Annotated in this window: 25 protein-coding genes and 1 riboswitch; of the genes, 14 read left to right on the forward strand and 11 right to left on the reverse strand. The window is 65.7% G+C overall.

Features of this window, described 5'->3' with window-relative positions; genetic code table 11:
* Positions 1-33: 33 nt before the first annotated feature.
* The 4 genes from nrdE to ACN0V4_RS07325 all read right to left on the reverse strand — a co-directional run bounded on the left by nrdE (position 34) and on the right by ACN0V4_RS07325 (position 3,779).
* Entirely contained in the window at positions 34-2,187 is a 2,154-nt protein-coding gene (gene nrdE, locus ACN0V4_RS07310; RefSeq protein ID WP_417674850.1) for a class 1b ribonucleoside-diphosphate reductase subunit alpha, read from the reverse strand.
* A complete protein-coding gene (nrdI, locus tag ACN0V4_RS07315; RefSeq protein ID WP_417674521.1) occupies positions 2,184-2,600 on the reverse strand; it encodes a class Ib ribonucleoside-diphosphate reductase assembly flavoprotein NrdI in 417 nt (138 codons plus the stop codon). The genes nrdE and nrdI overlap by 4 nt, the downstream gene beginning before the upstream one ends.
* An 8-nt stretch (positions 2,601-2,608) precedes the next feature.
* Entirely contained in the window at positions 2,609-2,830 is a 222-nt protein-coding gene (nrdH, locus tag ACN0V4_RS07320; RefSeq protein ID WP_417674523.1) for a glutaredoxin-like protein NrdH, read from the reverse strand.
* A 120-nt stretch (positions 2,831-2,950) separates the two neighbouring features.
* A riboswitch (cobalamin riboswitch) is annotated at positions 2,951-3,142 on the reverse strand.
* Between the two features lie 100 nt (positions 3,143-3,242).
* The gene (locus ACN0V4_RS07325) at positions 3,243-3,779 is read right to left on the reverse strand and encodes a hypothetical protein (protein WP_417674525.1); all 537 of its coding nucleotides are present in this window, start codon (positions 3,777-3,779) and stop codon (positions 3,243-3,245) included.
* A gap of 632 nt (positions 3,780-4,411) precedes the next feature.
* Here ACN0V4_RS07325 and rnk point away from each other — a divergent pair.
* The 5 genes from rnk to ACN0V4_RS07350 all read left to right on the forward strand — a co-directional run bounded on the left by rnk (position 4,412) and on the right by ACN0V4_RS07350 (position 7,329).
* Entirely contained in the window at positions 4,412-4,867 is a 456-nt protein-coding gene (rnk, locus tag ACN0V4_RS07330; RefSeq protein WP_417674527.1) for a nucleoside diphosphate kinase regulator, read from the forward strand.
* Positions 4,864-5,082 (forward strand): hypothetical protein, encoded by a 219-nt coding sequence (locus ACN0V4_RS07335; RefSeq protein WP_417674529.1) that lies wholly within the window; start codon positions 4,864-4,866, stop codon positions 5,080-5,082. The genes rnk and ACN0V4_RS07335 overlap by 4 nt, the downstream gene beginning before the upstream one ends.
* 128 nt (positions 5,083-5,210) lie before the next feature.
* Positions 5,211-6,434 carry a GTP-binding protein gene (locus ACN0V4_RS07340; protein ID WP_417674531.1) on the forward strand — a complete coding sequence of 408 codons (1,224 nt, stop codon included), beginning with the start codon at positions 5,211-5,213 and terminating at the stop codon, positions 6,432-6,434.
* On the forward strand, positions 6,434-7,045 hold the full coding sequence (locus ACN0V4_RS07345) for a DUF1826 domain-containing protein (protein WP_417674533.1): 612 nt from the start codon (positions 6,434-6,436) through the stop codon (positions 7,043-7,045). Before ACN0V4_RS07340 ends, ACN0V4_RS07345 begins: the two co-directional genes overlap by 1 nt.
* Entirely contained in the window at positions 7,042-7,329 is a 288-nt protein-coding gene (locus tag ACN0V4_RS07350) for a DUF6525 family protein (RefSeq protein WP_417674535.1), read from the forward strand. The genes ACN0V4_RS07345 and ACN0V4_RS07350 overlap by 4 nt, the downstream gene beginning before the upstream one ends.
* Before the next feature lie 5 nt (positions 7,330-7,334).
* Here the strand turns inward: ACN0V4_RS07350 and ACN0V4_RS07355 are convergent, their stop codons facing one another.
* Genes ACN0V4_RS07355 through ACN0V4_RS07365 form a run of 3 tightly spaced genes read right to left on the reverse strand, consistent with a single transcriptional unit; the run spans position 7,335 to position 9,711 of the window.
* On the reverse strand, positions 7,335-7,655 hold the full coding sequence (locus tag ACN0V4_RS07355; RefSeq protein WP_417674537.1) for a DUF1992 domain-containing protein: 321 nt from the start codon (positions 7,653-7,655) through the stop codon (positions 7,335-7,337).
* A gap of 9 nt (positions 7,656-7,664) precedes the next feature.
* On the reverse strand, positions 7,665-9,095 hold the full coding sequence (locus ACN0V4_RS07360) for an MFS transporter (RefSeq protein ID WP_417674539.1): 1,431 nt from the start codon (positions 9,093-9,095) through the stop codon (positions 7,665-7,667).
* Entirely contained in the window at positions 9,085-9,711 is a 627-nt protein-coding gene (locus ACN0V4_RS07365; RefSeq protein ID WP_417674541.1) for a TetR/AcrR family transcriptional regulator, read from the reverse strand. Before ACN0V4_RS07365 ends, ACN0V4_RS07360 begins: the two co-directional genes overlap by 11 nt.
* Before the next feature lie 310 nt (positions 9,712-10,021).
* On the opposite strand from ACN0V4_RS07365, the gene ACN0V4_RS07370 reads away from it, so the two are divergent.
* Positions 10,022-11,083, forward strand: a complete 1,062-nt coding sequence (locus ACN0V4_RS07370) for a 3-deoxy-7-phosphoheptulonate synthase (protein ID WP_417674543.1) — start codon at positions 10,022-10,024, stop codon at positions 11,081-11,083.
* Between the two features lie 4 nt (positions 11,084-11,087).
* Here the strand turns inward: ACN0V4_RS07370 and ACN0V4_RS07375 are convergent, their stop codons facing one another.
* The 3 genes from ACN0V4_RS07375 to ACN0V4_RS07385 form a co-directional block, all read right to left on the reverse strand.
* Positions 11,088-12,206 carry a THUMP domain-containing class I SAM-dependent RNA methyltransferase gene (locus tag ACN0V4_RS07375; RefSeq protein ID WP_417674545.1) on the reverse strand — a complete coding sequence of 373 codons (1,119 nt, stop codon included), beginning with the start codon at positions 12,204-12,206 and terminating at the stop codon, positions 11,088-11,090.
* A gap of 63 nt (positions 12,207-12,269) precedes the next feature.
* Positions 12,270-13,151: an N-carbamoylputrescine amidase gene (gene aguB, locus ACN0V4_RS07380; RefSeq protein ID WP_417674547.1), complete on the reverse strand. Its 882-nt coding sequence runs from the start codon at positions 13,149-13,151 to the stop codon at positions 12,270-12,272.
* A gap of 33 nt (positions 13,152-13,184) precedes the next feature.
* Entirely contained in the window at positions 13,185-14,849 is a 1,665-nt protein-coding gene (locus tag ACN0V4_RS07385) for an amidohydrolase (RefSeq protein ID WP_417674549.1), read from the reverse strand.
* Positions 14,850-15,194: 345 nt separating this feature from the next.
* Between ACN0V4_RS07385 and ACN0V4_RS07390 the strand changes: the two genes are divergently transcribed.
* From ACN0V4_RS07390 to ACN0V4_RS07410, 5 genes are all read left to right on the forward strand, one after another.
* Positions 15,195-16,313 (forward strand): ABC transporter ATP-binding protein, encoded by a 1,119-nt coding sequence (locus tag ACN0V4_RS07390; RefSeq protein ID WP_417674551.1) that lies wholly within the window; start codon positions 15,195-15,197, stop codon positions 16,311-16,313.
* A 3-nt stretch (positions 16,314-16,316) separates the two neighbouring features.
* Positions 16,317-17,258 (forward strand): ABC transporter permease, encoded by a 942-nt coding sequence (locus ACN0V4_RS07395; protein ID WP_417674553.1) that lies wholly within the window; start codon positions 16,317-16,319, stop codon positions 17,256-17,258.
* Complete coding sequence (locus tag ACN0V4_RS07400) at positions 17,251-18,078, forward strand: ABC transporter permease (RefSeq protein ID WP_417674555.1); 828 nt, start codon at positions 17,251-17,253, stop codon at positions 18,076-18,078. The genes ACN0V4_RS07395 and ACN0V4_RS07400 overlap by 8 nt, the downstream gene beginning before the upstream one ends.
* An 80-nt stretch (positions 18,079-18,158) precedes the next feature.
* Positions 18,159-19,181, forward strand: a complete 1,023-nt coding sequence (locus ACN0V4_RS07405) for an extracellular solute-binding protein (RefSeq protein ID WP_417674557.1) — start codon at positions 18,159-18,161, stop codon at positions 19,179-19,181.
* A 140-nt stretch (positions 19,182-19,321) separates the two neighbouring features.
* Entirely contained in the window at positions 19,322-20,740 is a 1,419-nt protein-coding gene (locus tag ACN0V4_RS07410; protein WP_417674559.1) for an amidase, read from the forward strand.
* Positions 20,741-20,765: 25 nt separating this feature from the next.
* On the opposite strand, the gene ACN0V4_RS07415 is transcribed toward ACN0V4_RS07410, so the two are convergent.
* Positions 20,766-22,913 carry a malate synthase G gene (locus ACN0V4_RS07415; protein ID WP_417674561.1) on the reverse strand — a complete coding sequence of 716 codons (2,148 nt, stop codon included), beginning with the start codon at positions 22,911-22,913 and terminating at the stop codon, positions 20,766-20,768.
* Positions 22,914-23,129: 216 nt separating this feature from the next.
* Between ACN0V4_RS07415 and pepN the strand changes: the two genes are divergently transcribed.
* The 3 genes from pepN to ACN0V4_RS07430 are packed head-to-tail and all read left to right on the forward strand — an operon-like array spanning position 23,130 to position 26,856.
* Positions 23,130-25,682, forward strand: coding sequence for an aminopeptidase N (pepN, locus tag ACN0V4_RS07420; RefSeq protein WP_417674563.1), 2,553 nt, complete (start codon positions 23,130-23,132; stop codon positions 25,680-25,682).
* A gap of 3 nt (positions 25,683-25,685) precedes the next feature.
* Positions 25,686-26,429 carry a glucose 1-dehydrogenase gene (locus tag ACN0V4_RS07425; RefSeq protein WP_417674565.1) on the forward strand — a complete coding sequence of 248 codons (744 nt, stop codon included), beginning with the start codon at positions 25,686-25,688 and terminating at the stop codon, positions 26,427-26,429.
* Complete coding sequence (locus ACN0V4_RS07430) at positions 26,410-26,856, forward strand: hypothetical protein (RefSeq protein ID WP_417674567.1); 447 nt, start codon at positions 26,410-26,412, stop codon at positions 26,854-26,856. Before ACN0V4_RS07425 ends, ACN0V4_RS07430 begins: the two co-directional genes overlap by 20 nt.
* Positions 26,857-26,934 lie beyond the last annotated feature (78 nt).

A 26,934-nucleotide genomic window follows, 5' to 3' on the forward strand; every position in this document is an offset into this window, starting at 1 on the left:
CCGGAACGCACTTCGCGCCCCGGACCATATGGATCACAACGAACAGGACACGCAGCCCTGCACCTCGGTCCCTTCCAGGGCCATCTGGCGCAGGCGGATGTAGTAGATCGTCTTGATCCCCTTCTTCCAGGCGTAGATCTGGGCGCGGTTGATATCCCGCGTCGTCGCCGTGTCCTTGAAGAACAGCGTCAGCGACAGCCCCTGATCGACATGCTGGGTCGCCGCCGCATAGGTGTCGATGATCTTCTCGGCGCCAATCTCATAGGCGTCCTTGTAGTACTCGAGATTGTCGTTGGTCATATAGGCCGCCGGGTAATAGACGCGGCCGATCTTGCCTTCCTTGCGGATCTCGATCTTGGAGGTGATCGGGTGGATCGAGGAGGTCGAGTTGTTGATATAGCTGATCGAGCCGGTCGGCGGCACCGCCTGCAGGTTGCGATTGTAAAGCCCGTCCGCGATCACCGCGTCGCGCAGCGCCGCCCAATCCTCGCGGCTAGGCACATGCACGTCGAATTTCTCGAACAGCGCCTTGACCGTCTCGGTCTCGGGCAGCCAGTCGCGGTCAACGTATTTGTCGAAGAAGGAGCCATCGGCATAGGTCGAGCGTTCGAACCCGGCAAAGCTGCGCCCGCGCTCGCGCGCCAGCGCGTTCGAGGCGCGCAGGCAGTGATAGAGCACGGTGCAGAAGTAGATATTGGTGAAATCGACGCCCTCGGCACTGCCGTAGTGGACCCGCTCGCGCGCCAGGAAGCCGTGCAGGTTCATCTGGCCCAGGCCGATGGCATGGCTTTCGTCATTGCCGCGCCGGATCGAGGGCACCGCGTCGATCGCCGACATCTCGGAGACCGCGTTCAGCGCCCGGATCGCGGCCTCGACCGTCGCGCCCAGATCGCCGCCATCCATCGCCTTGGCGATATTGAGCGAGCCGAGGTTGCAGGAGATATCGGTGCCGAGGTGCTTGTAGCTCAGATCCTCGTTGAACTCCGAGGCCTCGTTGACCTGCAGGATCTCGGAACAGAGGTTCGACATGTTGATGCGACCGGCGACCGGATTGGCGCGGTTCACCGTGTCCTCGAACATGATATAGGGATAGCCGCTTTCGAACTGGATCTCGGCGATGGTCTGGAAGAAGGCGCGCGCGTTGATCTTCTTCTTGCGGATGCGCGGGTTGTCGACCATCTCGTGATACTTCTCGGTCACCGAGATTTCCGAGAAGGCGCGACCATAGACCTTTTCCACGTCGTGCGGCGAAAAGAGGTACATGTCCTCGTTCTTCTTCGCCAGTTCGAAGGTGATGTCGGGCACCACCACACCAAGGCTCAGCGTCTTGATGCGGATCTTCTCATCCGCGTTCTCGCGTTTGGTATCGAGGAAGCGCAGGATATCCGGATGGTGGGCGTTCAGATAGACCGCCCCCGCCCCCTGACGGGCACCGAGCTGATTGGCATAGCTGAAGGAATCCTCAAGCAGCTTCATCACCGGGATGACACCGGAGGATTGGTTTTCGATGCCTTTGATCGGCGCGCCATATTCGCGGATGTTGGTCAGCAGCAGCGCCACCCCACCGCCGCGTTTCGACAGTTGCAGCGCCGAGTTGATGCCGCGACCGATGCTTTCCATGTTGTCTTCCAGCCGCAGCAGGAAGCAGGAAATCAGCTCGCCCCGCTGCGCCTTGCCGGCATTCAGGAAGGTCGGCGTGGCGGGTTGGAAGCGGCCGGCGATGATTTCCTGCATCAGGGACATGGCCTGCGCCTCATCCCCTTGAGCAAGCGTCAGGGCGACCATGACGACCCGATCCTCGAACCGTTCGAGGTATCGTTTGCCGTCGAAGGTCTTCAGCGTATAGCTGGTGTAATATTTGAAGGCGCCCAGGAAGGTCGGAAAGCGGAACTTGGCGGCATAGACCGCATCCCAGATCTGGCGGCGGAACTCGGTCGAGTATTGCTCCAGCACATGGGCCTCGTAATAGCCCTCCTCGACCAGATAGCGCAGCTTCTCTTCCAGCGAATGGAAGAAGACGGTATTCTGGTTCACATGCTGCAGGAAATACTGCCGCGCCGCCATGCGATCGGCATCGAAGCGGATGTTCCCCTGATCGTCATAGAGGTTCAGCATCGCGTTCAGCGCGTGGTAATCCAGACCCTGCCATTCGGCCGGGACCGCCTTGGCGGGGGCGGCGTCGCTCACATCGCGGTCAAGCACTGCGTTTTCCAAAACCTGTCCAATCCCTCAATGACGCGGGCGACATCCGTGTCTGTCCCCGCGAGTTCGAAACGATAAAGCACCGGCACACCACATTTCCGCGCCACCACATCGCCGGCGGAGGCGAAGAGTGTTCCGAAATTGCGATTGCCCGAGGCGATGACACCACGCAGGTGGCGGCGGGTGTCCGGATCATTCAGGAACCGGATCACCTGTTTATGGACCGCGCCCCGCCCTTGGCCATCGGCATAGGTGGGCGTGATCAGCACGAAGGGGGAACGGGGGGCGGGCATCGGCGCCTCGGTCTCGATCGGGATCCGCGTCGCCGTCAGACCCAGCCGGTCGACGAAGCGCCGCGTGTTCCCCGATCGTGAGGAGTAATAGACCAGGCCCCCCATCGGCCGGCTCAGGCCAGAGCGGCGATCTTGTCGGGGCGGAAGCCGGCCCAATGGTCGTCACCCGCCATCACCACCGGCGCCTGGCGATAGCCCAGCTCGGTCACCCGGGCCATTGCCTCGGCGTCCTCGGTCAGATCGACCAGATCGAATTCGATCCCCTTGGCGGCCAGCGCCCGGGTGGTGGCGGTGCATTGCACACAGGCGGGTTTGGAATAGACGGTGATGGTCATGGCAGTGTCCCCTTGCCGATCCTTTGGTTCCGGTCGTTCAGCGCCGGCCAGCAGGGGAAGAGACGCCAAGGGATGCCCCCGAAGGACATCCCATAACACGTCCCGGACCCACCGCCCGGCTTGGTCTCGTCTCGTCCTGGCAGGTCTCCTGACTCATGGCTTATACGTCCGGCCCTCCTTCCCAGCGCGCAAGACGCCAGTGGATATGCGACCAAACCTCACCATTCACAGTTGCGGGGGCAGTGCCGGATTTGCGCCGGCTTCCCTCTTCACCCGCTTTGAATCGCGGGCACCAAGACAACATCATATAGACGCGTATTGGCAGAGGCTGTCAATATCTTGTTTGCGCAAGAGAGGTACCCACTAGAGCCGGTAGGCGAAGGTAAGCCTCATCCCTGAGCGGCACCGACACTCAGGCCGGCAGAATACCACCCTGCCCCGGCACCGCAACCGGCAAGCGGACCGCGACCTGCCCCCGCGGCGCGGCGCGCAGGTCGGTCAACGTCACCTCGGTCAGGCTGCCGTCTGACAGCAGCAGAGGCGCCGTTTCCCCCAGGTGCATGCCGATCAGCGTCGCCCCCAGAAGCGACCGCAGCGGCACCACCCCGGGCTCCTCCCGCAGGCGCACGCGGTAACTCAACCGGGCCAGGATAGGGGGCTGATCGCCGCCCAGCCGATAGCCAAGCACGACCCCGCCGGTGGCGATCCGATCCGTCAGCGTCTCTGGCCCCAGCCGGCGGGCATAGGCGAGCTTTTGTCGCAACAGCTCACCGATCAGCGCGACAACCCCGCTTGGCTGCGCCTGACAGTGTTGCAGCTCACGCTGCATCATCTCGATATCCTGCGGCGATAGCCAAGCCCGCTGCGCCGCCCCGTGCAGCCGCCCCATGACCTCGACACTCAAATCCTCAGGGCCGATCGGCCCCCGATGCTCGAACATATCCTTCATGAGACCCCACAATGCCTTCTGGCGTTGAAATCCTGACTCTAACTATATCTTTGCGCGCCGAAGGAGACCGGCGCCATGATGCGCCCCTGTCTCGGTGCCGGCGGCATATCGAAACCCTATCTCAAAGATACTTAAGAAGTATTCATGCAGTCCTGAATAGGCCCTTCCTTAAAATGGCGTCAATCCGATGACGCCAATGGCATGATACCGTGTCTTTGGGGCCACCAAAATTCCTGTGCGCCGCCCCAGATTGACTTTCGTGATCAGCGTTCCTAGCTTCCAGGCCATGTCGAGACACCCGCATAAGGGCAGGTTCATCCTGTTTTCCGGTTCGCTCCTGAACCGCAGGCTTCCCCGGGCGGTCTGAGCGCACGCGCTATTCCCTCCGTTCGGGGCCCTCTTCCTTCGTCTGGTCCGGCATCAAAGCGGGTCGTCACACCGCAGGGGCAACTCCCCCCTGAGGTTCGACACCTCCCTGTTCATGCGACCTCGCATTAGACCTGCAGCGGCCTGAGTCCGCCCATGATCCGCTCACCCTGACGCTTCGGCTGGCCCGGCCAGCCGCCTGCCCGGCGCGGCCCCACCGTGCCGACATCTCCTTCATCTTCCTCTTCCATCGAAAGGAAACCATCATGCCGGTTTTCACCCCGGAGCCCCTGAAACACGCCACCACGACGCCACCGGCCGTCCGCCCCGCGCGACTGGTCATCGCCGAGGACCAGCTCGAAACGCTCGAGGCGCTGACGACCGGCTTTGCCCGGCGCAACCCGGCGCTGGCCGATCTGCTACTGTCCAGCCTCAGCCGCGCCCGCATCGTAACGCCCGAGCGGCTGCCCGCCGACGTGATCGGGCTGGGCCGCCCGCTGCGCTATCGCGACAGCCTGGACGACAGCGAAAAGACCGTCACGCTTGTCCTGCCCGAACAGGCCGACATCTCGCTCGGGCGCGTCTCGGTGATGACCCCGATCGGGGTGGCGCTGCTTGGCATGCCGGTGGGGGCACGCGCGAAATGGACCACCCGCACCGGCGAGAAGCGCCAGCTCGAGGTGCTGGAGGTGTTCGACGCCGATCCGGCGACCGAACCGTGAGCGGCACCGTGCCGGCCACCGCGCCCCGCTCGCGCTGTCCGACCTGCCACACGCCGGTGCCGCGGGCGGCCGGGTTCCGCTGTCCGGCCTGCCGCAGCGCCCTGCGTCCCGCCGGCCGCCGGCTGCGCCCCTGCCACGGTTGCGGAGCGCCGCTGCCGCTGGCCGCGGTGCGCAACTGCCCGGCCTGCGGTCAGGCGATCACCGTCCCGGGCTGAGCCCGGCGATACCATCCCCCCGGTGGCGGCCGCCAAACCGCCACCGCCAGCGGAGATCCACCCGGGGCTTGATTGTGATCCTCCCCTCGGATAATCGTTACGTTATAACATTTCAAATGGAGAGCCCCATGCCCGCCCCCGCCTCCGATCCTCGCCTGCCGGTCACCGTGTTGTCCGGCTTCCTCGGCGCCGGCAAGACCACGCTGCTGAACGATGTGCTGAACAACCGCCAGGGCCGCCGAGTCGCCGTCATCGTCAACGATATGTCCGAGGTGAATATCGACGCCGATCTGATCCGCGAGGGCGGCGCCGACCTGAACCATGCCGAGGAAAAGCTGGTCGAGATGACCAACGGCTGCATCTGCTGCACCCTGCGCGACGACCTGCTGACCGAAGTGCGCCGCCTCGCCGAAGAGAAACGCTTCGACTATCTGCTGATCGAATCCACCGGCATCGCCGAACCGCTGCCGGTCGCCGCCACCTTCGAGTTCCGCGATGAACACGGGCATAGCCTGTCGGATGTCGCCCGGCTCGACACCATGGTGACGGTGGTGGATACGGTGAACCTGCTGAAGGATTACGCCAGCCACGATTTCATCCGCGACCGCGGCGAATCCCTTGGCGAGGAAGATGAACGCACGCTGGTCGATCTGCTGGTCGATCAGATCGAATTCTCGGATATCGTGGTGCTGAACAAGGTCTCGGCCGCAGGCCCTGAACGACTCGAGGCCGCGCGCAAGATCGTCACCGCGCTGAACCCCGATGCCGCGATGATCGAAACCGATTTCGGCAAGGTGGAGCCCACCGACATCTTCGACACCGGTCTGTTCGATTTCGAGACCGCCCACGACCATCCGCTTTGGGCGAAAGAACTTTACGGCTTCACCGACCACATTCCCGAGACCGAGGAATATGGGGTCTCCTCTTTCGTCTATCGCGCCCGCCGGCCGTTCGATCCGCAGAAGATCCACGATGTGCTGAACGGCGACCTGCCCGGCGTGATCCGCGCCAAGGGGCATTTCTGGATCGCCACCCGACCCGATTGGCTGGCCGAATTCTCGCTCGCCGGGGCGCTGAGTTCGGTGCGCCCGATGGGGATGTGGTGGGCCACCGTGCCGGAGGAGCGTCGCCCGACCCATGCGCAGGCCCGCGCCTATCTGGATCGCCATTGGCAGGACCCCTTCGGCGATCGCCGGCAGGAACTGGTGTTCATCGGCTCCGGCATGGACCGGGCGGCAATCACCGCCGCGCTCGATGCGGCGCTGGTGCCGGGCGAGCGGTTCACGCCCGAGGCCTGGCGCGCCCTGCCCGATCCCTTCCCCGCCTGGCGCCGGGCGCCGCAGGCGGCCTGATGCTGACGGCGAAGCCGGCAACGGCCATCGCCGAGGGCGCCGCGCCCGAGATCCTCGGAGAGCTGCGCAATCCCGGTTGCGCCGCCGCGATCTGGCAGCGTCGACCCGACCCACTGCTCTCTGCCTGGCTGGAGCGCCTGCCGCCCGAGCGGTTGCCGGCGCTGCGCCAGGATCTGGCGGTGGAGGAGGTCGCGGCAGCGGTCGATCGCGCCTGCGCCCGGGCCGGAATGACGGCCGGCACCGGGCGGGATCGTCTTCGCGTCGATGTCACCGATCAGGCCCGGCGCTTTGCCGGGCTGATGCGCCAAGGCCGGCTGCATCTGCGGCTGGACGTGGTGCGGGGCAACGCCTGCAGCCGGTTCCACGTCGATTACGTACCGGCGCGGATGCTCTGCACCTATCGCGGGCGGGGCACGGAATACGGCGTCGCGGGGGCCGACGGCCAGCCGACAGAGGTGCACCAGATGGCTGCCGGCTGGGTCGGCCTGTTCCGCGGCCGGCTCTGGCCCGGGGCCAGCCCCACCGGGCTGGTGCACCGCTCTCCCCCGATCGAGGGCAGCGGCGAGACCCGGCTTCTGCTGGTGCTCGATGTGGCGGAGACAGAGGGATGACCCGTGCAACCCCGACCCCCAATGCGCAAAGCTGCCTGAAACGCCGCCGCCAAGCGGGCGATCCAATGACCGCCTATGACCGGCTGCCGGCAGAGTTGCGCCAATGGCTCGCCTCGGCCGCCCTGCCCTGGTCGCCGCGCTCGGCACTCAGGGCCTGGCGGGCGGCGCTGGCCCGGGCGGGGGGCGATCCCGACGTCGCCCGCGCCCGGCTGAGCGCCACCGAGGCCCGTCAACTCCGCCGCGACACCGCGCGCATCTGGGGCACGGCGCATCCGCAGGCCTGAGCGGCCTAGCCGCCGTAATACTTGCGCCGCGCCTCTTCCTGAATGGCCAGGGCCTGCGTCAGCTCGGCGAACTTGCGCATCTCCTCCTTGCGCTTCTCGGGGTCGGTGGTGTTTTTCAGCACCTCGGCCTGGGCCTGCACCGCCTTGCGCAGCTCGATCTCCTTCGGCAGGGCACCTGCCTCGGCCATGATGCGAAAACCCGCCTCTTCGGCGTAATCCCCGCCACCTCGGGGCGGCAGCGGCTTGCCCGCGCCCTTGAGGTTGTCGAACTGCCCCTCGGCCTGCGCCTTGAGGATCTGCCGTTCCGAAAGCTTCGAGAATTTCATTGCCCCCTCCTATCCGATCTGGGGTTGCGCGGCCCCACCCCGGAGCCAACGATAGATGAAAAGCGCCAGGAACCCGGCGAAGCACAGGATCGCCCCCAGGGTGCCGGCGGCAAAGGCCGTGGTCCAGCCCAGCCCGACGTCGAGCCTGGAAAAGAACAGACTGCCCATCACCGCCACGCCAAGGGCGCTGCCGATCTGCTGGAAGGTCTGCAACAGGGCGGAGGCGATGCCGGCCTCGGCCTCGGTCACCCGCTCCAGCGCCAGATGGAACAGCGGCCCGACCGCCAGACCAAAGCCGATCCCGGCCACCAGCAGCCCGCCCATCAGCCAGGGCTGATCGGCCCCCCCGTCGAAGCCACGGATCAGGCTGCGCACCAGCCCCAGCCCCACGAGCAGCAACGCCCCGCCCAGTGCCACCCGAAGCTGCGGCGACACCCGCGTCAGCGCCGGAGTGAGGATCGAGGCCAGCATGATCCCCAGCGACAGCGGAAAGGCCGTCACCCCCGATTGCAGCGGCGAAAAGCCGAAACCGGCCTGCAGAAACAGCGCCAGGATCATGAAGAACCCCGGCAGCCCGGCAAAGAACAGCCCCACCGCCGGCACATACCAGCGAAACGCCCCCTGCCCGAGCAGCGCCAACGGCAGAAGCTGGGTCCGCCCGGCCCGGCCGCGACGACGCTCCCACCAGATCAGCGCGCCGAAAACCGGCAGCGCCGCCAGCAGCATCGCCCAGGCCCAGACCGGCCAGCCGAAGCGCCGTCCCTCGATCAGCGGGATCAGCACGCAGAGCAGACCCAGCGCCGAAAGCGCCACGGCGGCAGGATCGAAATGCACCCGCGCGTCGCCGCGGATCGCGGCGATCCGATGGCGCAGGGCGAAGACCAGCAGCACCGCCAGCGGCGGGTTGATCAGAAAGATCGGCCGCCAGCCCAGGCCGAACAGATCGGCGCTGACCAGCCAGCCGCCGACCAGCGGCCCCAGCACCGAGGCCAGCCCGGCCACCAGCCCGAAGATGGCGAAGGCGCCGGCGCGATCAGGCCCCTTGAACATCCGATGCGCAATGGCCATCGCCTGCGGCGAGACCATCGCCGCCCCGATCCCCTGCGCCACCCGGCCGATCTGCAGCCAGACCATCGACGGCGCCATCCCGCACAGGAGCGAGCCAAGCGCGAACCCCCCGAGCCCGGCCAGCAGGATGGTACGCGGGCCAAAGCGGTCACCCAGCCGACCGGCCGGCAACAACCCCAGCGCATAGGTCAGCGTATAGCCCGAGACCAGCCATTGCAGCGCGGCGCCCCCGCCGGTGAATTCCCGACCGATCGCAGGCAGCGCCACGTTGATGATGGTCACATCCAGCAGGACCAGAAAATTCACCGCCGCCAGCAGCAGCAAAAGGCCACGATTGCCGGTGGCTCCGGTCTCTGCGATCTCAATTTGCATCGTCCGTCCCCTCGACTTGCCGCGCCAGCAGCCCGCGTTCGATTTCCCGATAGACCGGCCAGAAGTAGGCCAGCCCCTCGGGCCCGCGCGGCGCGAAGGCGGTCAGCGCGCCGGTTGCCATCAGCGCCGCCGGATAGGGATCGACATCGGCACGAAACACCCCCTGATCGCGCCCGAGGCCGATGATCGCGGCATAGCGGCCGGCCCAGCCCCGGGTGAAGCCTTCAAGCGTCGCGGCGATCGCCGCGTCGGTCTCGGCCAGTTGCGCCAGTTGCCCGAAGCAGCGGAACAGCTCAGGACGGTCGCGCAGACTGTCGTGAAAGGCCTGCACCTCGGCCCTGAGCTGGGTCAGCGCATCGCGGTCGGGCGCGGGATCGGGCGGCAGCAGCGACAAAAAGGCGTCGCGGCTGGTTTCGGCCACCAGCGTCAGCAGCGCCGCCTTGGAGCGCACATGGAAATGCAGGGTCGAGATATTGATTCCCACCCGCTCCGCCACATCACGGGTGCGCAGGGCGGCGAGCCCCTTTTCGGCGATCAACTGGCGGGCGGCGTCGGCGATCATCTCGCGGCGTTCGTCCTTGCGCACATAGGCTTGGGGTTTGTTGTTCTCGGTCATGACTCAATCATTTGATTGATTATTACCAAAAGTCAATCTCCCACCGGTTCCGCCTCCTTCCCTCTGAGCGATCGGGGTGCAATTAATGCGTGACAGGGCGGCGCGGATCGGCTACCGATTCCGCCATGACCCAAACTTACGCCTTCGCAACCTATTTTTATTGGTTCCGCTCATCCCAGCGGACGATGGTTGCCGTGTAAGCGAGGAAACGCGAGACACCGAACCTTCAAGCCGCTGGTCTGACCGGCGGCTTTTCAGTTTGGAACCCCCGGTCAGGCCCTCAGAAAAACCCAGAGGACCCGAAAGACCGATGCTCACCGAAACCCAGGACCTTCGCATTGTCGATCTCACACCCCTGCCCACCCCGGCCGAGGTGATCCGCACCCTGCCCCGCGACGCCGCCATCACCCGCACGGTGCTGGAGGGGCGCGATGCGATCCGCGCGATCTTCGAAAACCACGATGATCGGCTGCTGGTCATGGTCGGCCCCTGTTCGATCCATGACCCCGAGGCCGCCCGCGACTATGCCGCGCGCCTCGCCGAACAGCGCGCCCGGCTGTCGGATCGGCTGGAGATCGTGATGCGGGTCTATTTCGAAAAGCCCCGCACCACGGTGGGCTGGAAGGGGCTGATCAACGACCCCTACCTCGACGACTCCTGCAAGATCGACGAAGGGCTGCGCATCGGCCGGCATCTGCTGTTGGACATCAACCGCATGGGTCTGCCGGCCGGGACCGAATTCCTCGACCCGATCACGCCGCAGTATTTTTCAGATCTGATCACCTGGGGCGCGATCGGCGCGCGCACCACAGAAAGCCAGATTCACCGGCAGCTCGCCTCGGGCCTGTCCTGTCCGGTGGGGTTCAAGAACGGCACCGACGGCGGGGTGAAGGTGGCGCTCGACGCGATCCAGTCGGCCAGCCAGCCGCATCACTTCCCCGCCGTCACCAGCGACGGGCGGGCGGCGGTGGCGCATACCACCGGCAATGCCGATTGCCATGTGATCCTGCGCGGCGGCAATGGCACCAATTATGACGCCGCCTCGGTCGAGGCGGTGGTCGAGGCGGCAGCCAAGGCCGGGGTCGATCCGCGCATCGTGATCGACGCCAGCCATGCCAACAGCGGCAAGGATCCGGCGCGCCAACCCGCCGTGGCCCATGACGTGGCCGAGCAGATCCGCGCGGGCAACAGCCGGGTGCGCGGCATGATGATCGAAAGCAACCTGGTCGCCGGCGCCCAGACGCTGGTGCCGGGCGAGCCGCTGACCTATGGGCAGAGCATCACCGACGGCTGCCTCGGCTGGGAGGAGACCGTCGCGGTGCTGGAAGATCTGGCAGATGCCGCCGCCTCCCGTCGCCGGGTGGCGGCCTGAGCCGTCAGCTCAACGTGCAGCGGTAGAGCCGCACCTTCAATCCGCCGTGGGCCACGAATGCCCCCGGCGGATCGAACGGCAGGTTGCAGGCCTTGGCGAGCCCCGCCTCGCTGGTGACCACGCCGACGCGCCAGCCCGCGAACCGTTCGCGCAGCACACCGCCCAGCGCGCCGTAAAGCCCATAGAGCAATTTCTTGTTGCCGATCCGGGCGCCATAGGGCGGGTTGACCATCACCAGCCCCGGCGCGCCCTCGGGCGGGGTCAGATCGCTGAACGGCATCTGGGTGAAGCTGCACCATTCCGCCACGCCGGCGCGTTCGGCGTTCTCGCTCGCCATCCGCACAGCACCGGCATCGCGGTCGGAGCCATAGAAGCGTTGTGCCGGGATGCGTTGCGGCTCTGCCGCGCTTGCCCGCATCCGTGCCCAGGCCTCGGCATCGAACCCCGCCAGATCCTCGAAGGCGAAGCGGCGCGACCTTCCGGGGGCGAGGCCAGCGGCGATCTCTGCCGCCTCGATCACGAAGGTGCCCGAGCCGCACATCGGATCCACCACCGTTTCCCGCCCGGTATAGCCGCATTGGCGCAGGAACAGCGCCGCCATGGATTCGCGCAAGGGCGCCTTGCCCATCGCCTGCTTGTGGCCGCGCTTGTGCAGGGGCTCGCCGGTCGCGTCGATGCTGAAGGTGCAGAGGTTATCCTCGATCCTGAGCATCACCCTCAGCGAGGCCTCGGCCGAGATCGGCGCGCCCAGCTCTTCGGCGATCGCCTTTTCCACCCGCTGGGTGGCGGCGCCGGCGTGATAGATTTTCGAGGCCTTGCAGGTCGCCTCGACCCGCAGCGGCACATCGGCGCGCAGGAAATCGCCCCAGGGAAACTTGCGCGCCCGCTTGTCGAGCTGGGCCAGGTGAAAGGCGCGGAATTCGCCGATCCGCACCACCACCCGGGTGGCCCCCCGCAGCCAGAGGTTGGCGCGCCAGACCTCGGCCCAATCGCCACGGCAGGTCACCCCGCCCGGGGTCAGCGCGGCGCCGGCGAAGCCCAGGCCCCGCACCTCGTCCAGAAGCGCAGGTTCCAGCCCCGGCAGGGCCACCAGAAAGATCTCGAATTCAGCAGATTTATCCATCGCGCCTGATTACAGCGAAGCGGGCGCCACGGCGAGGGGGATTTTCGCCCCTCGCCCCTGCTCCTATCCGCGTGGGCGCGTCGCGCCGTCGAGCGTCATCAGCGCGCCATAACGATCCGGGCGACGATCGCGGAACAGGCCCCAAGTTTCGCGCAAGCCCGCGGTGGCATCAAGATCGACGGTGGCGATCAGATGTGTCTGGCTCTGCCGGTCGGCATCGACCAGAATTTCCCCCGTCGGGCCAGCGATGAAAGAGGTGCCATAGAAGGTGATTTCGCGCTCCCCCTCCCGCTCCGTCCCGATGCGGTTCGAGGCGATCAGCGGCATGATATTGGCCGCCGCGTGCCCCTGCATGGTGCGCCGCCAATGCGCCGCGCTGTCATAACTGGGGTCCGCCGGCTCCGATCCGATGGCGGTGGGGAAGAGCAGCACCTCCGCCCCCAGCAGCGCCAGGGACCGCGCGGTTTCCGGAAACCACTGATCCCAACAAATGCCGCAGCCGATCCGGCCGAACCGCGTCTCGACCACCCCGAACCCGGTATCGCCCGGAGAGAAATAGAACTTCTCCTCGTACCCCGGGTTCTGCGGGATATGGGTCTTGCGATAGTTTTGCACGAGGGCCCCATCGGCATCGGCCACCACCAGCGAATTGTAGAACGCCTGCCCCGCCTTTTCGAAGAAGGAGATTGGCAGAACCACGCCCAGCTCCTTCGCCAGCGCGCGGAAGTGGGAGACGACCCGGCTTTCCCCGGTCGCGCGGGCCAGGGCGAAATGGCGCGGCTGCTGGTCGATGCAGAAATAGGGCGTCTCGAACAGCTCCTGCAGCAGGATGATCTGGGCACCCTCCCCGGCGGCGGCGCGCACCAGCGCCTCGGCCCGGGCGATATTGTCGTCGATATCCCAACTGCAGGCGAACTGCGTCGCCGCCAGCGTTACATTGCGCATAGCTCGTCTCCCCAGCTTCGGTTCCGGCAGGCCTCAGGCCTGCCAGATCACCGCGCCATCGCAAATCGTCACAGCGGCATGGGCCGCGCCGACCTCCTCCGGCGCCAAGGCCTCGACATCGCGATCCATCACCACGATATCGGCCAGCATTCCCGGCTTCAGACTGCCCAGCCGCCCCTCGTCAAAGCCCGCGTAGGCGCCGCCATAGGTATAGTAATTCAGCGCATCCTGCAGACCAACGCTATTGTCCGGATCGCCTTCGCGCCAGGGCTTGCGGGTGATCGCCGCCTGCACGCTGCGCATCGGGTCGATATCGGCCACCGGCCAGTCCGAAGCGAAACAGATCGGCACCCCCAGATCGCGCAACGCCCCCAGCGGGAAGGCATAGGGCCAGCGCGCCTCGCCCACCTTGGCGGCCCAGGGCAGCAGCGGGAAATCCATCGCCCCTGGCGGATGCGACGGCTGCATGGAGTAGATCACCCCCAGCTCCTTCACCCGGGGAATGTCATCGGGGTGGATCACCTCGATATGTTCGATCCGGTGGCGGGAATCGCGGGGGCCATTGACCTTCTGCGCCGCCTCATAACCGTCGAGCACCCGGCGCACCGCGCCATCGCCGATGGCATGGACCGAGATTTGCAGACCGCGCTTGTCCGCCTCGGTGCAGATGGCGTTGAACACATCCGGCTGATGCAGCGGCTCCCCCTTCCAGCCGGGTTGATCGGCGTAATCCTCGATCATCACGGCGGTGCCGCTGTCGATCACCCCATCCATGAACATCTTTACCCGCCCCGAGCGCAGCCGGTCGGAATTGAACTCCGCCGTCATCTGGCTGGCGGTTTCCAGCGCCTCGGCGGTCATGCCGGGGGTCAGATGAAACGGCACCTCGATCCGGCAGATCAGTTCCCCCCGGTTTTCCAGTTCGCGCAGCAGTTTGAGCTGATAGACGTTGCCATCCATATTGTGCAGCGAGGTGAAGCCGAAGGAGGCGCAATAGGCCAGCCCCCGGCGCATGGTCTCAAGGTCTTCCTCCCATTGCTCGGGCGCGACCTCGACATCCGGCTCACTGCCGGTCATGCCCAGATTCTCACGCCCGCCGCCGTTGCGATGACGCATGACCAGCATATAGGCGTCGAATTCGCGCAGCTCGCCGGTGGCGGTGCCATCTTCGCCCATCACCACCTCGGTCCCCACCGCAGTCTCGGCCCCCTGCAGGATGCCCGCCATCTCGAGCGCCGCGGTATTGGCCCAGGCGGTGTGGTGATCGCCGGAGATCAGGATCACCGGCCGATCCGCCATCGCCTGATCCAGCATCTGCCGGGTGGTCGAGACGCCCGGCCCGAAGAGATTATAGTCCGCCGCCTTGCAGATCAGCAGCGTGGCGTCAGGATTGTTCGCCGCATATCCGGCCAGCGCCTCGCGCAGCGCCTCCAGCCCGTGAACCTGCGCCAGTTGAAGCTGGCTGAGGCCGGCGGCGCCGGAAAAGACATGCAGATGCGCCTCGGTCATCCCGGGCAGGACGGTGGCGCCTTCGGCATCGATTCGGCGGGTATCCGGCCCGGCGAGCGCGGCGATCTCCGCCGCCGACCCGACGGCGAGGATTCGGTTCCCCGCAATCGCCACGGCCTCGGCCCTGGGATGATCCGGGTCCATGGTCAGCACCCTGGCGTTGTCGATTATTAGGCTGGCAGTTGCCATCTATGATCCCTTCCCTGTTGCGCGGTCCCGTTCCGGTTTCTCCGGTACGACTGTTTATTTTTCTGGCCTCTACAGGCGCAAATTGATCAAATGTTGAGGCTGAACAGTTGTCAAGCAATGCGGCAGCGACCTGCCTGAAAACAGGGTGTTTCCCCCAAATGGCCATCCCCGCACGTATACCTGCAGTCATTTGATCAAAGTTTCACCGTTCCCCCCGAAATCGCCCCCCAGCCTTAAAACGCGAAAACAAGGGGCTTGCCAAACGTCCCTCACCCTGTAGCGTTTGATCAAAATACGCGGCGCATTGAGCGACCGCATACAAAAAGCTGACAGGGAAAACACATCATGCAGCACCAAACCCAGTCGATGCCCGGCCCTGACAGCGACGAGAATGTCGCTGTCAGGGTGGATCGCATCTCGAAGATTTTCCAAGGCGGTGACGACGAGGTACGCGCGCTCGACGACGTGTCAGTGTCGATCGGCCGCAACGAGTTCTTCACCCTGCTCGGCCCCTCGGGCTGCGGCAAGACCACGCTTTTGCGGGTGATCGCCGGGTTCGAGCCGCCCACCATGGGGGCGCTTTACCTCGGCGGGCGCGACATCTCCCGGCTGCCGCCGAACCAGCGGCCGGTGAACACGGTGTTCCAGAACTATGCGCTCTTCCCGCACATGAGCGTGGCCAACAACATCGCCTTCGGGCTCGAGATGCTGGGCAAGTCCAAGGGCGAAATCCAGACCACCGTCTATGACATGCTGAAACTGGTGCAGATGGAGCATCTGAAGGCGCGGCGGACCTCGGAAATCTCCGGTGGTCAGCAGCAGCGCGTCGCCCTCGCCCGCGCCCTGGCGCCGCAACCCGAGGTTCTGCTGCTGGACGAGCCGCTCAGCGCGCTCGACCTCAAGCTGCGCCGCGACATGCAGATCGAGCTGAAGCGCCTGCAGCACGAGACCGGGATCACCTTCATCTTCGTCACCCACGACCAGGAAGAGGCGCTGACCATGTCCGACCGCATCGCGGTGATGAGCGCCGGCAAAATCCTGCAGGTCGGCACCCCGCGCGAGATCTACGAACGCCCCGCCGAACGCTTCGTCGCCAACTTCATCGGCGAATCGAACTTCCTCGATGCCGAGCTGTCGGGCGGCGCGGTCCGGCTCAAGGCCGGCGGCCCCGCTTTCGCCGCCACCCCGCCCCAGGGTGTCACCGATGGCGAGGTCAGCATTCTGGTGCGACCGGAACACGGGCTGGTCCGCATGGGCACCGCCGCCGAGGGCGAACTGCCGGCCACCATCTCGAACGTGGTCTATTCCGGCGAGGCGACCACCGTGCATCTGCGGCTGGCGACGGGCGAACTGTTCAAGGCCAAGATGGCCAACACGCCGGCCGATGACGGCGCCGGCATGCTGCAGGGGGCCGAGGCTGCGCTCAGCATCGCCCCGGGTGCCGTCACCGTGCTGAGGGATTGACCCATGGCACAGGCGCCCGACACCCCGCTCGCCCCCGGCGCTCTGGAGCACGAGCTTGAGCAGGCCGATACCCGCACCCGCTGGCTGCTGTCGCTGCCGGCGATCCTGATCATCACCTTCTTCGCGGCGGCGCCGCTGCTGGTGATGGTCGTCTATTCCTTCCTGACGCCTGGCGATTACGGCAACGTCAAATGGCAGTTCTCGACCGAGGGCTGGACCGGCGTGCTGATGCAGCGCGACATCTTCGACGACAACATGACCTGGGCCGATGCCCATCTGTCGATCTTCTGGCGGTCGCTGAAACTGTCGATGGTGACCACGGTACTGACGCTGATCTTCGGCGTGCCCACTGCCTGGTTCGTTGCCACCCGCCCGCGCGGCAAGCGCGAACTCTGGCTATTTCTGATCACCGTGCCGTTCTGGACCAACCTGCTGGTCCGCACCATCGCCATTCAGGAGCTGATCCGCGCCGAGGGGGTGATCAACAACGTACTGATGTTCCTGCACATCATCGACGCGCCGATCCAGATGATGTTCACCGATTTCGCCATCGGCTTCGGCATGACCTATGTCTACCTGCCGCTGATGGTGCTGCCGGTCTACGCCGCGGTCGAAAAGCTCGACTTCCGGCTGGTCGAGGCGGCGCATGACCTCTACGCCGGGCGCTGGACCGCCTTCCGCCGGGTCATCCTGCCGATGATCAAGCCCGGCATCATCGCCGGTTCGATCCTGGTCTTCATCCCCTGCCTCGGCGCCTATGTGACGCCGCGGGTGCTGGGCGGCGGCAAGAACCTGATGTTCGGCAACCTGATCGAGCTGCAATTCGGTGCCGGTCGCAACTGGCCGCTGGGCGCGGCCCTGTCCTTCACCCTGATGGCGATCGTCATGGTGGCGCTGATCTACTACGTGCGCATCACCTCGCGTGAGGAGAAAACCGATGTCTGACACCGCCGTCCCCCGCCGCGGCCCGCGCGGCTATTCGGTGCGCAGCCTGCCCGGCTTCGCCATCGTGGCGCTCTTCACCATGGTCACGCTCTACGCGCCGATCCTGATCCTGGTGGTCTATTCCTTCAACGCCGGCACCTCGCTGGCGAACTGGGAGGGGTTCTCGCTGCGCTGGTACATGCAGGCCGCCCAGAACGGCGAGGTGATCGACGCCGCGATCCGCTCGCTCTATCTGGCGCTGACCGCCGCCGGGATCGCCACCGTCGCCGCCACCATGGCGGCGCTGGCCACCACCCGGACCCGCCGCTTTCCCGGCAAGACGATGATCTATGCGCTGATCAACCAGCCGCTGATGGTGCCCGAGATCGTCACCGCGGTGGCGCTGCTGATCGTCTTCGCCTGGATCAAGGTCGCCACCGGCTATACCAGCATGATCTATCTGATCGCCGCCCATACCGCCTTTTGCGTGCCCTTCGCCTATCTGCCGATCCGGGCCCGGCTGGAAACCATGGACAACACGCTGGAGATCGCCGCCCGCGATCTCTATGCACCGCCGATGAAAGTGTTCCTGCGGATCACCCTGCCGCAGATCTGGCCCGGCATCATCGCCGGCATGATGCTGGCCTTCGTGATCTCGATGGATGACGTGGTGATCACCGAATTCGTCAAATCCGCCGGTCAGGATACCATCCCGACCTATATGCTAGGCCAGCTCCGCCGGGTGGTGACGCCCGAGGTCAACGCGATCTCGACCGTGATCCTCGTTGCAGGCGCGCTCCTGGTCTCGCTGTTTTTCTGGGTCAGCCGGGAACGGCGCTGATACTCTGCTTTCACCGACTCCAACCGGGCAATCAAGAATCCGGGACCAACAACAGACACCCAACAAGGAGACATGAACCCATGAAACGTCTGTTTGCCGCAGCCTCTGTCCTGGCGATGGCCGCTGCCGCCGCCTCGGCGGAAGAGCTGAACCTCTATAACTGGGGCAACTACACCAGCCCCGAACTGCTGGAGAAATTCGAGAAGGAGACCGGCATCAAGGTCGTCGTCACCGATTTCGACAGCAACGACACCGCGCTCGCCAAGATCAAGGCCGGCGGCCATGGCTTCGACCTGGTGGTGCCCTCGGCCGGCTATGTGCCGCTCTGGATCCAGGAGGGCCTGCTGGCCGAGGCCCGCCCCGACCAGATGGAGAACTTCAAGAACATGGACCCGATGTGGGTCAACGTCGCTTGGGATCCGGGCCGCCACTATACCGTGCCGTGGCAATGGGGCACCACCGGCATCGTGGTGAACACCAAATACTACAGCGGCGATATCGACACCTCGGCCATCTTCCTCGACCCGCCGGAAGAGCTGAAGGGCAAGATCAACGTGGTGCCCGAAATGGGCGACGTGATGGGCCTGGCGATCATGTATTACGGCGGCCAGCCCTGCACCGACGACAAGGAGATCCTCAAGAAGGTGCACACCGGCCTGATGGAAGCCAAGAAGAGCTGGCTTGGCATGGATTACGGCAATATCGAGAAATTCGTCAAAGAGGATCTCTGGGCCGGGGTGAACTGGAACGGCTCGACCTTCCGCATGCGGCTTGAGAACCCGGCGGTCCACTATGGCTATCCGAAGGAGGGCTATGTGGTCTGGATGGACTCGGTCGCGCTGCTGAAGGACGCCAAGAACCCCGAAGCCGGCAAGAAGTTCATGAATTTCATCATGGAGCCGGAAAACGCCGCGCTGATCTCGAAATTCGCCCGCTATGCCAACGGCATCAAGGGATCGGAAGCATTCATGCCGGAGGACATGAAGACCGCGCGTGAGATCGTCATCCCGGAAGAGCTGAAATCGGCCGGCCACTTCCTGCCGACCTGCCCGCCCGAGGTGCAGAAGCTCTATACCCGGATCTGGACCGATCTGCAGAAGTGACCGCGCGGGGGTGACACCCCTGAGCTGACAGGGCTTGGCCCCTCCTGTCCCTCCCCCGGTCCGGGGGAGGGACCTTTGACCGATTGACCAGGCACCCATCCGGTCCATCCCCTGCGCCCCGTCCCTGAAAGGCCTCGGCGATGAGCGACGATCTGATCTATATGACCGCCACCGAGGCCTTGCGGCGCTTCGCCGACAGGAGCCTGTCGCCGCTGGAATTGCTCGATGCGCAGATCGCCCGGGCCGAGGCGGTGCGCGATCCGGTCAACGCCTTTACCGATTGCTATTTCGACGAGGCGCGCGAGGCTGCCCGCGCCGCGGCCGACCGCTGGGCCAGAGGCACCCCAAAGGGCGCGCTCGACGGGTTGACGGTGGCGGCCAAGGACGAAAGCCATATCGCCGGCAAGCGCACCACCTATGGCTCTCTCATCACCCGGGACTTCGTGCCCGAGGAGACCTCGGTCAACAACGAACGCATCCTGGCCGAGGGCGGCATCGTCCACGCCCGGACCACGACGCCGGAATTCTCCTGCGGCGCGGTGACCTGGAGCCGGCTTTGGGGCGTCACCCGAAACCCCTGGAACCCGGACTATACCCCCGGCGGCTCCTCCGGCGGATCTGCGGCGGCGCTGGCGGCGGGGATGACCACGCTCGCCACCGGCTCCGACATCGGCGGGTCGATCCGCATCCCCTCGTCCTGCTGCGGGCTGGTGGGCTACAAGCCGCCCTATGGGCGCAACCCCGATGACGCCCCCTTCAATCTGGACTTCTACTGCCACACCGGCCCCTTGGCGCGCAGCGTGTCGGATGCGATCCTGCTGCAGAACGTGATGTGCGGCCCCTCGCCCCGCGATATCGCCACGCTCTATCCCAAGCTGGTGCTGCCGGCGGACTATCCCGATCTCAAGGGCTGGCGCATCGCGCTGTCGATGGATCTGGGCAGCTATACCGTCACCGAGGAGGTACAGGCCAACACCCGCGCCGCCGCGCAAATTTTCCGCGATCTGGGCGCCACGGTCGATGAGATCGACATCGGCTGGGGCGATGAGGTTCAGCGCGCCTGCTGGGCGCACCTGTCGCATGTGCTGGGTGGATCGCTCGCCGGGCTGTTGGCCGAGCATGGCGACCAGATGACCGCCTATTGCCGCGACTTCGCGACCCGATCGCGCGACAGCACCGTGGCGCAATTCGTCGAGGCGCTGGAGATCGCCAATGCCGCCTATGCCCGGCTCGGCCCCCTGCTGGAAACCTATAACGTGCTGATCTGCCCCACCACCGCCCTGCCGGCGGTGCCGGCCGACTACGACCAGAGCACGCTTGAGATCGACGGCACCCCGGTGCGTCCGGAACTCGGCTGGACGCTGACCACGCCCTTCAACATGCTGAGCCGCTGCCCGGTGCTGCAGGTGCCGACAGGCTTTGGCAAAAGCGGTGTGCCGACGGGGATGCAGATCGTCGGCCCCACCTATCGCGACGCGACCGTGTTCCAGGCCGCCATGGCCTTTGAGCGCGCGGTGGGCGGCTGGTACGGCAGCGGCGCGGCCCGCCCGGCGCTGTGACGCGCGGGCCGCGAGCGGCGGCCTGTCAGCCGCGCGCCCTCTTCAACTCAAGCCGGCGGCGGTGCAGCACCGGCTCGGTATAGCCCGAAGGTTGCACCCGCCCCCTGAAGACCAGATCGCAGGCGGCCTGGAAGGCGATGTCATCGCAGCCCGGCGCCATCGGGCTATAGGCCGGATCGCCCTGGTTCTGCCGGTCGACCACGGCGGCCATCTTGCGCATCGCCGCCATCACCTGATCCTCGCCGATCACCCCGTGATAGAGCCAATTGGCAAGCGCCTGGCTGGAGATCCGACAGGTGGCGCGATCCTCCATCAGCCCGACATCATGGATATCGGGCACCTTGGAACAGCCCACCCCCTGATCGACCCAGCGCACCACATAGCCAAGGATGCCCTGCGCGTTGTTCTCGATCTCCCGCGTGATCTCCTCATCACTCAGGTTGCGGCCTTCCATCACCGGGATGGTCAGCAGATCGGCGAGCGTCCCGCGCGGGCCGCCCTTGGCGATCTCGTCCTGACGGGCGAAGACATCGACCAGGTGATAATGCGTCGCGTGCAGCGTGGCGGCGGTGGGCGACGGCACCCAGGCGCAATTGGCGCCGGCCTGCGGGTGACCGATCTTGGCCACCAGCATATCGGCCATCCTGTCGGGCATCGCCCACATCCCCTTGCCGATCTGCGCCTTGCCCTGCAACCCGCAGGCCAGGCCGATATCGACATTGCGATCCTCGTAAGAGGCGATCCAGGGGGTCGACTTCATCTCGCCCTTCGGCAGCATCGGCCCCGCCTCCATCGAGGTGTGGATTTCATCCCCCGTCCGATCCAGGAAACCGGTATTGATAAAGGCCACCCGCGATTTCGCCGCCCGGATGCAGGCCTTGAGGTTGACGCTGGTGCGCCGTTCCTCGTCCATGATGCCGATCTTGACGGTATTGCGCGGCAGGCCGAGGATATCCTCGACCATATCGAAGATCTCGACGGCGAAGGCGACCTCGGCCGGGCCGTGCATCTTGGGTTTCACCACATAGACCGACCCATGCACCGAATTGCCCGAGGGCTTGTGCAGATCGTGCATGGCGATCATCACGGTGCAGAGCGCATCCAGCAGCCCTTCGGGGATCTCGCCGCCCTCGGCGTCCAGGATGGCCGGGTTGGTCATCAGGTGGCCAACGTTGCGCACCAGCATCAGCGACCGGCCCTTGAGCACGATCGGCATGCCATTGGGCGCCACGAATTCCACATCCTGCGCCAGCACCCGGTCGAAAGTCTTGCCGCCCTTGGTGACGCTTTCCTTCAGATCGCCCCTCATCAGGCCCAGCCAGTTGGAATAGGCCAGCACCTTGTCCTCGGCATCGACCGCGGCAACGCTGTCCTCGCAATCCATGATGGTGGAGACGGCGGATTCAAGGATCACATCACAGATCCCCGCCGGATCATCGCGGCCCACGGGCGTCTCGGGGTCGATCACGACCCGGATATGCAAGCCATTGCAGGAGAACAGATATTCAGACCGGTCCGCCGTCCGCCCGGAATATTGCGCGGGCTTGGCAAGGCGCAGCTCGCCGGTCTCGGTGGTCAGGATCACACCGGCCTTGTCCTGGTCGATGCCGGTCACCTCCGCCCAGCTTCCGCCCTTCAGCGGCAAGGCCCTGTCCAGATGCGCCTTGGCCCAGGCGATCACCCGCGCGCCCCGCGCGCTGTCATAGCCGCCCGCCGCCGGCAGATCACCCAGCGCATCAGTGCCATAGAGCGCATCATAGAGCGACCCCCAGCGCGCATTCGCCGCGTTCAGGGCGAAACGCGCGTTGGTGATCGGCACCACCAGTTGCGGCCCGGGGATCGTGGCGATCTCGGGATCGACGCCCTTGATGTCGATGGCGAAATCCTCCCCCTCGGGCAGCAGATAACCGATCTCGCGCAAGAAGGCCTCATAGGCCGCCGCGTCATGCGGCTGGCCGCGCCGGGCCATGTGCCAGGCGTCGATCTTGCCTTGGATATCGTCGCGGATCGCCAGAAACTCCCGGTTCTTCGGACCCAGCTCCGCCACCATCCGCGCCAGCCCGTCCCAGAAGATGGCGGGCTCCACCCCGGTCTCGGGTAGCGCCTGCCCCTCGATGAAGCTCGCCAGTTCCGCGGCCACTTGCAGCCCGCTGCGTTCCACTCTCTCCACCATTCGTCGTGTCTCCTGCTGAAACGGGGGTTGTCCACTGTCTAGGGCAGAAGTTTCCTATCGGCAACAAATCCGGTCAGGCGATTTTACCGATTTTGCGGAAAGCAGTTTCAAACCGAACCGGGAAAACCCGAGCCGTCTCACTTGTCTCAATCCGGTGACTTGCGGCAGGCCGGGGCACGGCCTAACGTCGGGCCCGATCAAGCAAGAGGGAATGCCATGCGCGACGCCGCCCCGGAAACCGTTTATCTCAAGGATTACAAACCCTTCGGCTATGTGGTCGACTCGGTGCACCTGACCTTCGATCTGGCGCCGCATGCCACCCGGGTGACCTCTCGCATCGCGTTCAGCCCGAACCCCGAGACCACGGACCGGACCTTTTTCCTGCATGGCGAAAAGCTGAAGCTGATCCGCGCCACCATTGACGGCGCCGAGATCGCGCCGCAGGTGACGCCCGAGGGGCTGACCGCCACCGCCCCCGATGCGCCCTTTGTCTGGGAGGCTGAGGTCGAGATCGACCCGGCGGGCAACACGGCGCTGGAAGGGCTTTATATGTCGAACGGCATGTATTGCACCCAATGCGAGGCCGAGGGCTTTCGCAAGATCACCTATTACCCCGACCGCCCCGACGTGATGTCCACCTTCACCGTGCGGATCAACGGCGATCTGCCGGTGCTGCTGTCGAACGGCAACCCCAAGGGGCAAGGTGCCGGCTGGGCCGAATGGCACGATCCCTGGCCCAAGCCCGCCTATCTTTTCGCGCTGGTCGCGGGCGATCTGGTGGCGACCGAGGACACATTCACCACCGTTTCCGGTCAGCCGGTGGCGCTGAAGCTCTGGGTGCGTCCGGGCGACGAACACAAGACCGCCTTCGGCATGGAAGCGCTGAAGAAGTCGATGAAATGGGACGAGGACAGCTATGGCCGCGAATATGACCTCAAGGTCTTCAACATCGTGGCGGTCGATGATTTCAACATGGGCGCGATGGAGAACAAGGGGCTGAACATCTTCAACTCCTCCTGCGTTCTGGCCTCTCCCGACACTTCGACCGACATGAATTTCGAGCGGATCGAGGCGATCATCGCGCATGAATATTTCCACAACTGGACCGGCGACCGGATCACCTGCCGCGACTGGTTCCAGCTCTGTCTGAAAGAGGGGCTGACGGTCTTCCGCGACAGCCAGTTCACCGCCGACATGCGCTCTGCCCCGGTCAAGCGCATCCATGACGTGATCGACCTGCGCACCCGCCAGTTCCCCGAGGACAACGGCCCGCTGTCGCACCCGGTGCGCCCCGAAAGCTTCCAGGAGATCAACAACTTCTACACCGCCACCGTCTATGAGAAGGGCGCCGAGGTGATCGGCATGCTCAAGCGCCTCGTGGGGGACGCCGCCTATGCAGAGGCGCTGGATCTCTATTTCGCGCGCCATGACGGCCAGGCCTGCACCATCGAGGATTGGCTAAAGGTCTTCGAAGACGTCACCGGGCGCGACCTGACCCAGTTCAAGCGCTGGTATTCGCAATCGGGCACCCCACGGGTCAAGGTGACCGAGGATTGGGCCGAGGGCACCTATACACTCAATTTCGAACAGACCACCCTGCCCACCCCCGGCCAACCCGAAAAGCTGCCGCAGGTGCTCCCGATCGCCGTCGGGCTGATCGGCCCCAATGGCGACGAGCTGCAGGAAACCACCGTGCTGGAGATGACGGAAGCCAAGCAGAGCTTCAGCTTCGACGGGCTGCCGGCGCGTCCCGTCCCCTCGATCCTGCGCGGCTTCTCCGCCCCGGTGATCCTCGAACGGGAAAGCACCAATACCGAACGCGCCTTCCTGCTGGCGCATGACACCGATCCCTTCAACCGCTGGGAGGCCGGCCGCGCCCTGGCGCAGGATACGCTGCTGCAGATGGCGACCGGCGCGGGAGAACCCGATGCCGATTACCTCGACGGTCTGCGCTCGCTGATGCGCGACGACACGCTCGACCCGGCCTATCGCGCCCTGATGCTGGGCCTGCCCGGTCAGGCGGAACTGGCGGGGCTGCTGGCCGATCGCGGCATCACGCCCGATCCGATGGCGATCTGGCAGGCGGTGGAACATCTGCGCGACGCCCAGGCCCAGGCGCTGGGGCCGCTGCTGGAGGAGCTTTACGAGGCCAATCAGGTCACCGATCCCTATCGGCCTGATGCCGAGCAATCCGGCAAGCGGGCGCTGGCCGGCGCCCTGCTGCGGCTGATCACCCGGCGTGACGGCGGCGCGCGCGCCTCGGCGCTCTACACGGCGGCGGACAACATGACCCTGGCGCTCACCGCGCTCTCCTGCCTGCTGCAGGCCGGTCAGGGAGAGGCCGAGCTTGCGGCCTTCTATGACCGCTGGAAGGATGACCGGCTGGTGATCGACAAATGGTTCATGCTGCAGATCGCCGAAGCCACGCCGGAGCGCGCGGTATCGGTGGCGCAGGCGCTGACCGAACATCCGGATTTCAACTGGAAGAACCCCAACCGCTTCCGCGCCCTCTTCGGCGCGCTCACGGCCAATCACGCGGGTTTCCACGATGCGACCGGCGCCGGCTATCAGCTGCTGGCCGACTGGCTGATCCGGCTCGACCCGCTGAACCCGCAAACCACGGCACGGATGTGCACCGCCTTCCAGACCTGGAAGCGCTATGACCCCGCGCGCCAGGCCAAGATCGCGGTCGAGCTGGACCGTATCGCCGCCACTCCTGATCTCTCCCGCGACACCTCGGAGATGATCAGCCGCATCCGGGGGGCCTGAGCCATGTCGCGTCCCACCCTGCTGATCACCGGCGCCAGTGCCGGCATCGGCGCCGCCACCGCCCGGCTGGCGGCCGAGCGCGGCTATGATCTGGCGCTGAACTATCGTTCCGACCGCGAGGGGGTCGAGGCGGTGGCGGCCGACGTCCGCGCCACCGGCGCCCGGGCGCTGATCCTGCAAGCCGACCTGGCCGAGCCCGAGGCGATCGACGAGATGTTCGCGCGGCTAGACCGCGACTTCGGCCAGCTCGACGCGCTGGTGAACAATGCCGGCATCAACGAACCCATCGCCCAGGTCGTGGAGATGGATCACGCCCGGCTGCGCCGCACCTTCGACATCAACGTGATCGCCCCCTTCCTGGTGGCGAAACAGGCGGTGCTGCGGATGCAGGCGCAGGGCGACGGCGGGGTGATCGTCAATGTCTCCTCCGCCGCCGCGCGGCTGGGATCGGCCAATACCTTCGTTGATTACGCCGCCTCCAAGGCCGCCATCGACATTTTCACCAAGGGGTTGGCCGAAGAGGTGGCGCGCGACGATATCCGCGTCAACGCGGTGCGCCCGGGGCTGATCGACACCGGCATTCACGCCAAGGCCGGCGATCCCGGCAGGCCCGAGCGGCTGAGCGGCGGGGTGCCGATGGGCCGCACCGGATCGGCCGAGGAAGTGGCCGAGGCGATCCTCTATCTGCTGTCTGATCGCGCGTCCTACGTTACCGGAACGACGCTCGATGTCTCCGGTGGGCGCTGAGGCCGCCTTCCGCTTTCATCAACGGGCGCGCTCGGCCCGGCTGATTGTCAGTCTGGCGGTGGTCTATCTGGTGCTGATCGCCGCCTATCTGTTTCTCGACGCGCTCTGGTGGCTGATGGTGCTGCTGGCACTGCCCACCCTGCCGGCGCTCTGGGAGCTGATCCGGAACCCCGACGCCGGGCTGGAGATCGACGCCACCACCTTCCATTGGTGGCGCGGCAGGCACCGGGGCGAAGTGGCGCTGTCCGAGATCGACCATATCCGCATGGACACCCGCTGGGATTTCTCGGTCCGGGTGCGGCTGATGCTGAAATCGGGGCGTCGGCTCCAGCTCCCGCATGAGTCGCTGCCGCCCCACGGCGCCTTGGAAACCGCGCTCTCCGCCCATGGCCTCAAGGTCGAGCGGCACCACTTTACCGTTTTTTAACCGGCAGTTATCCGCCGCCCCCGGGGCCGCCGCGTCAACAATCGCGGCGCGCCCCGCCGTTTCCAACCCAGAGGGCGC

It is taken from the genome of Pseudodonghicola sp., from assembly GCF_048268305.1.
Taxonomy (GTDB): Bacteria; Pseudomonadota; Alphaproteobacteria; order Rhodobacterales; family Rhodobacteraceae; genus Pseudodonghicola.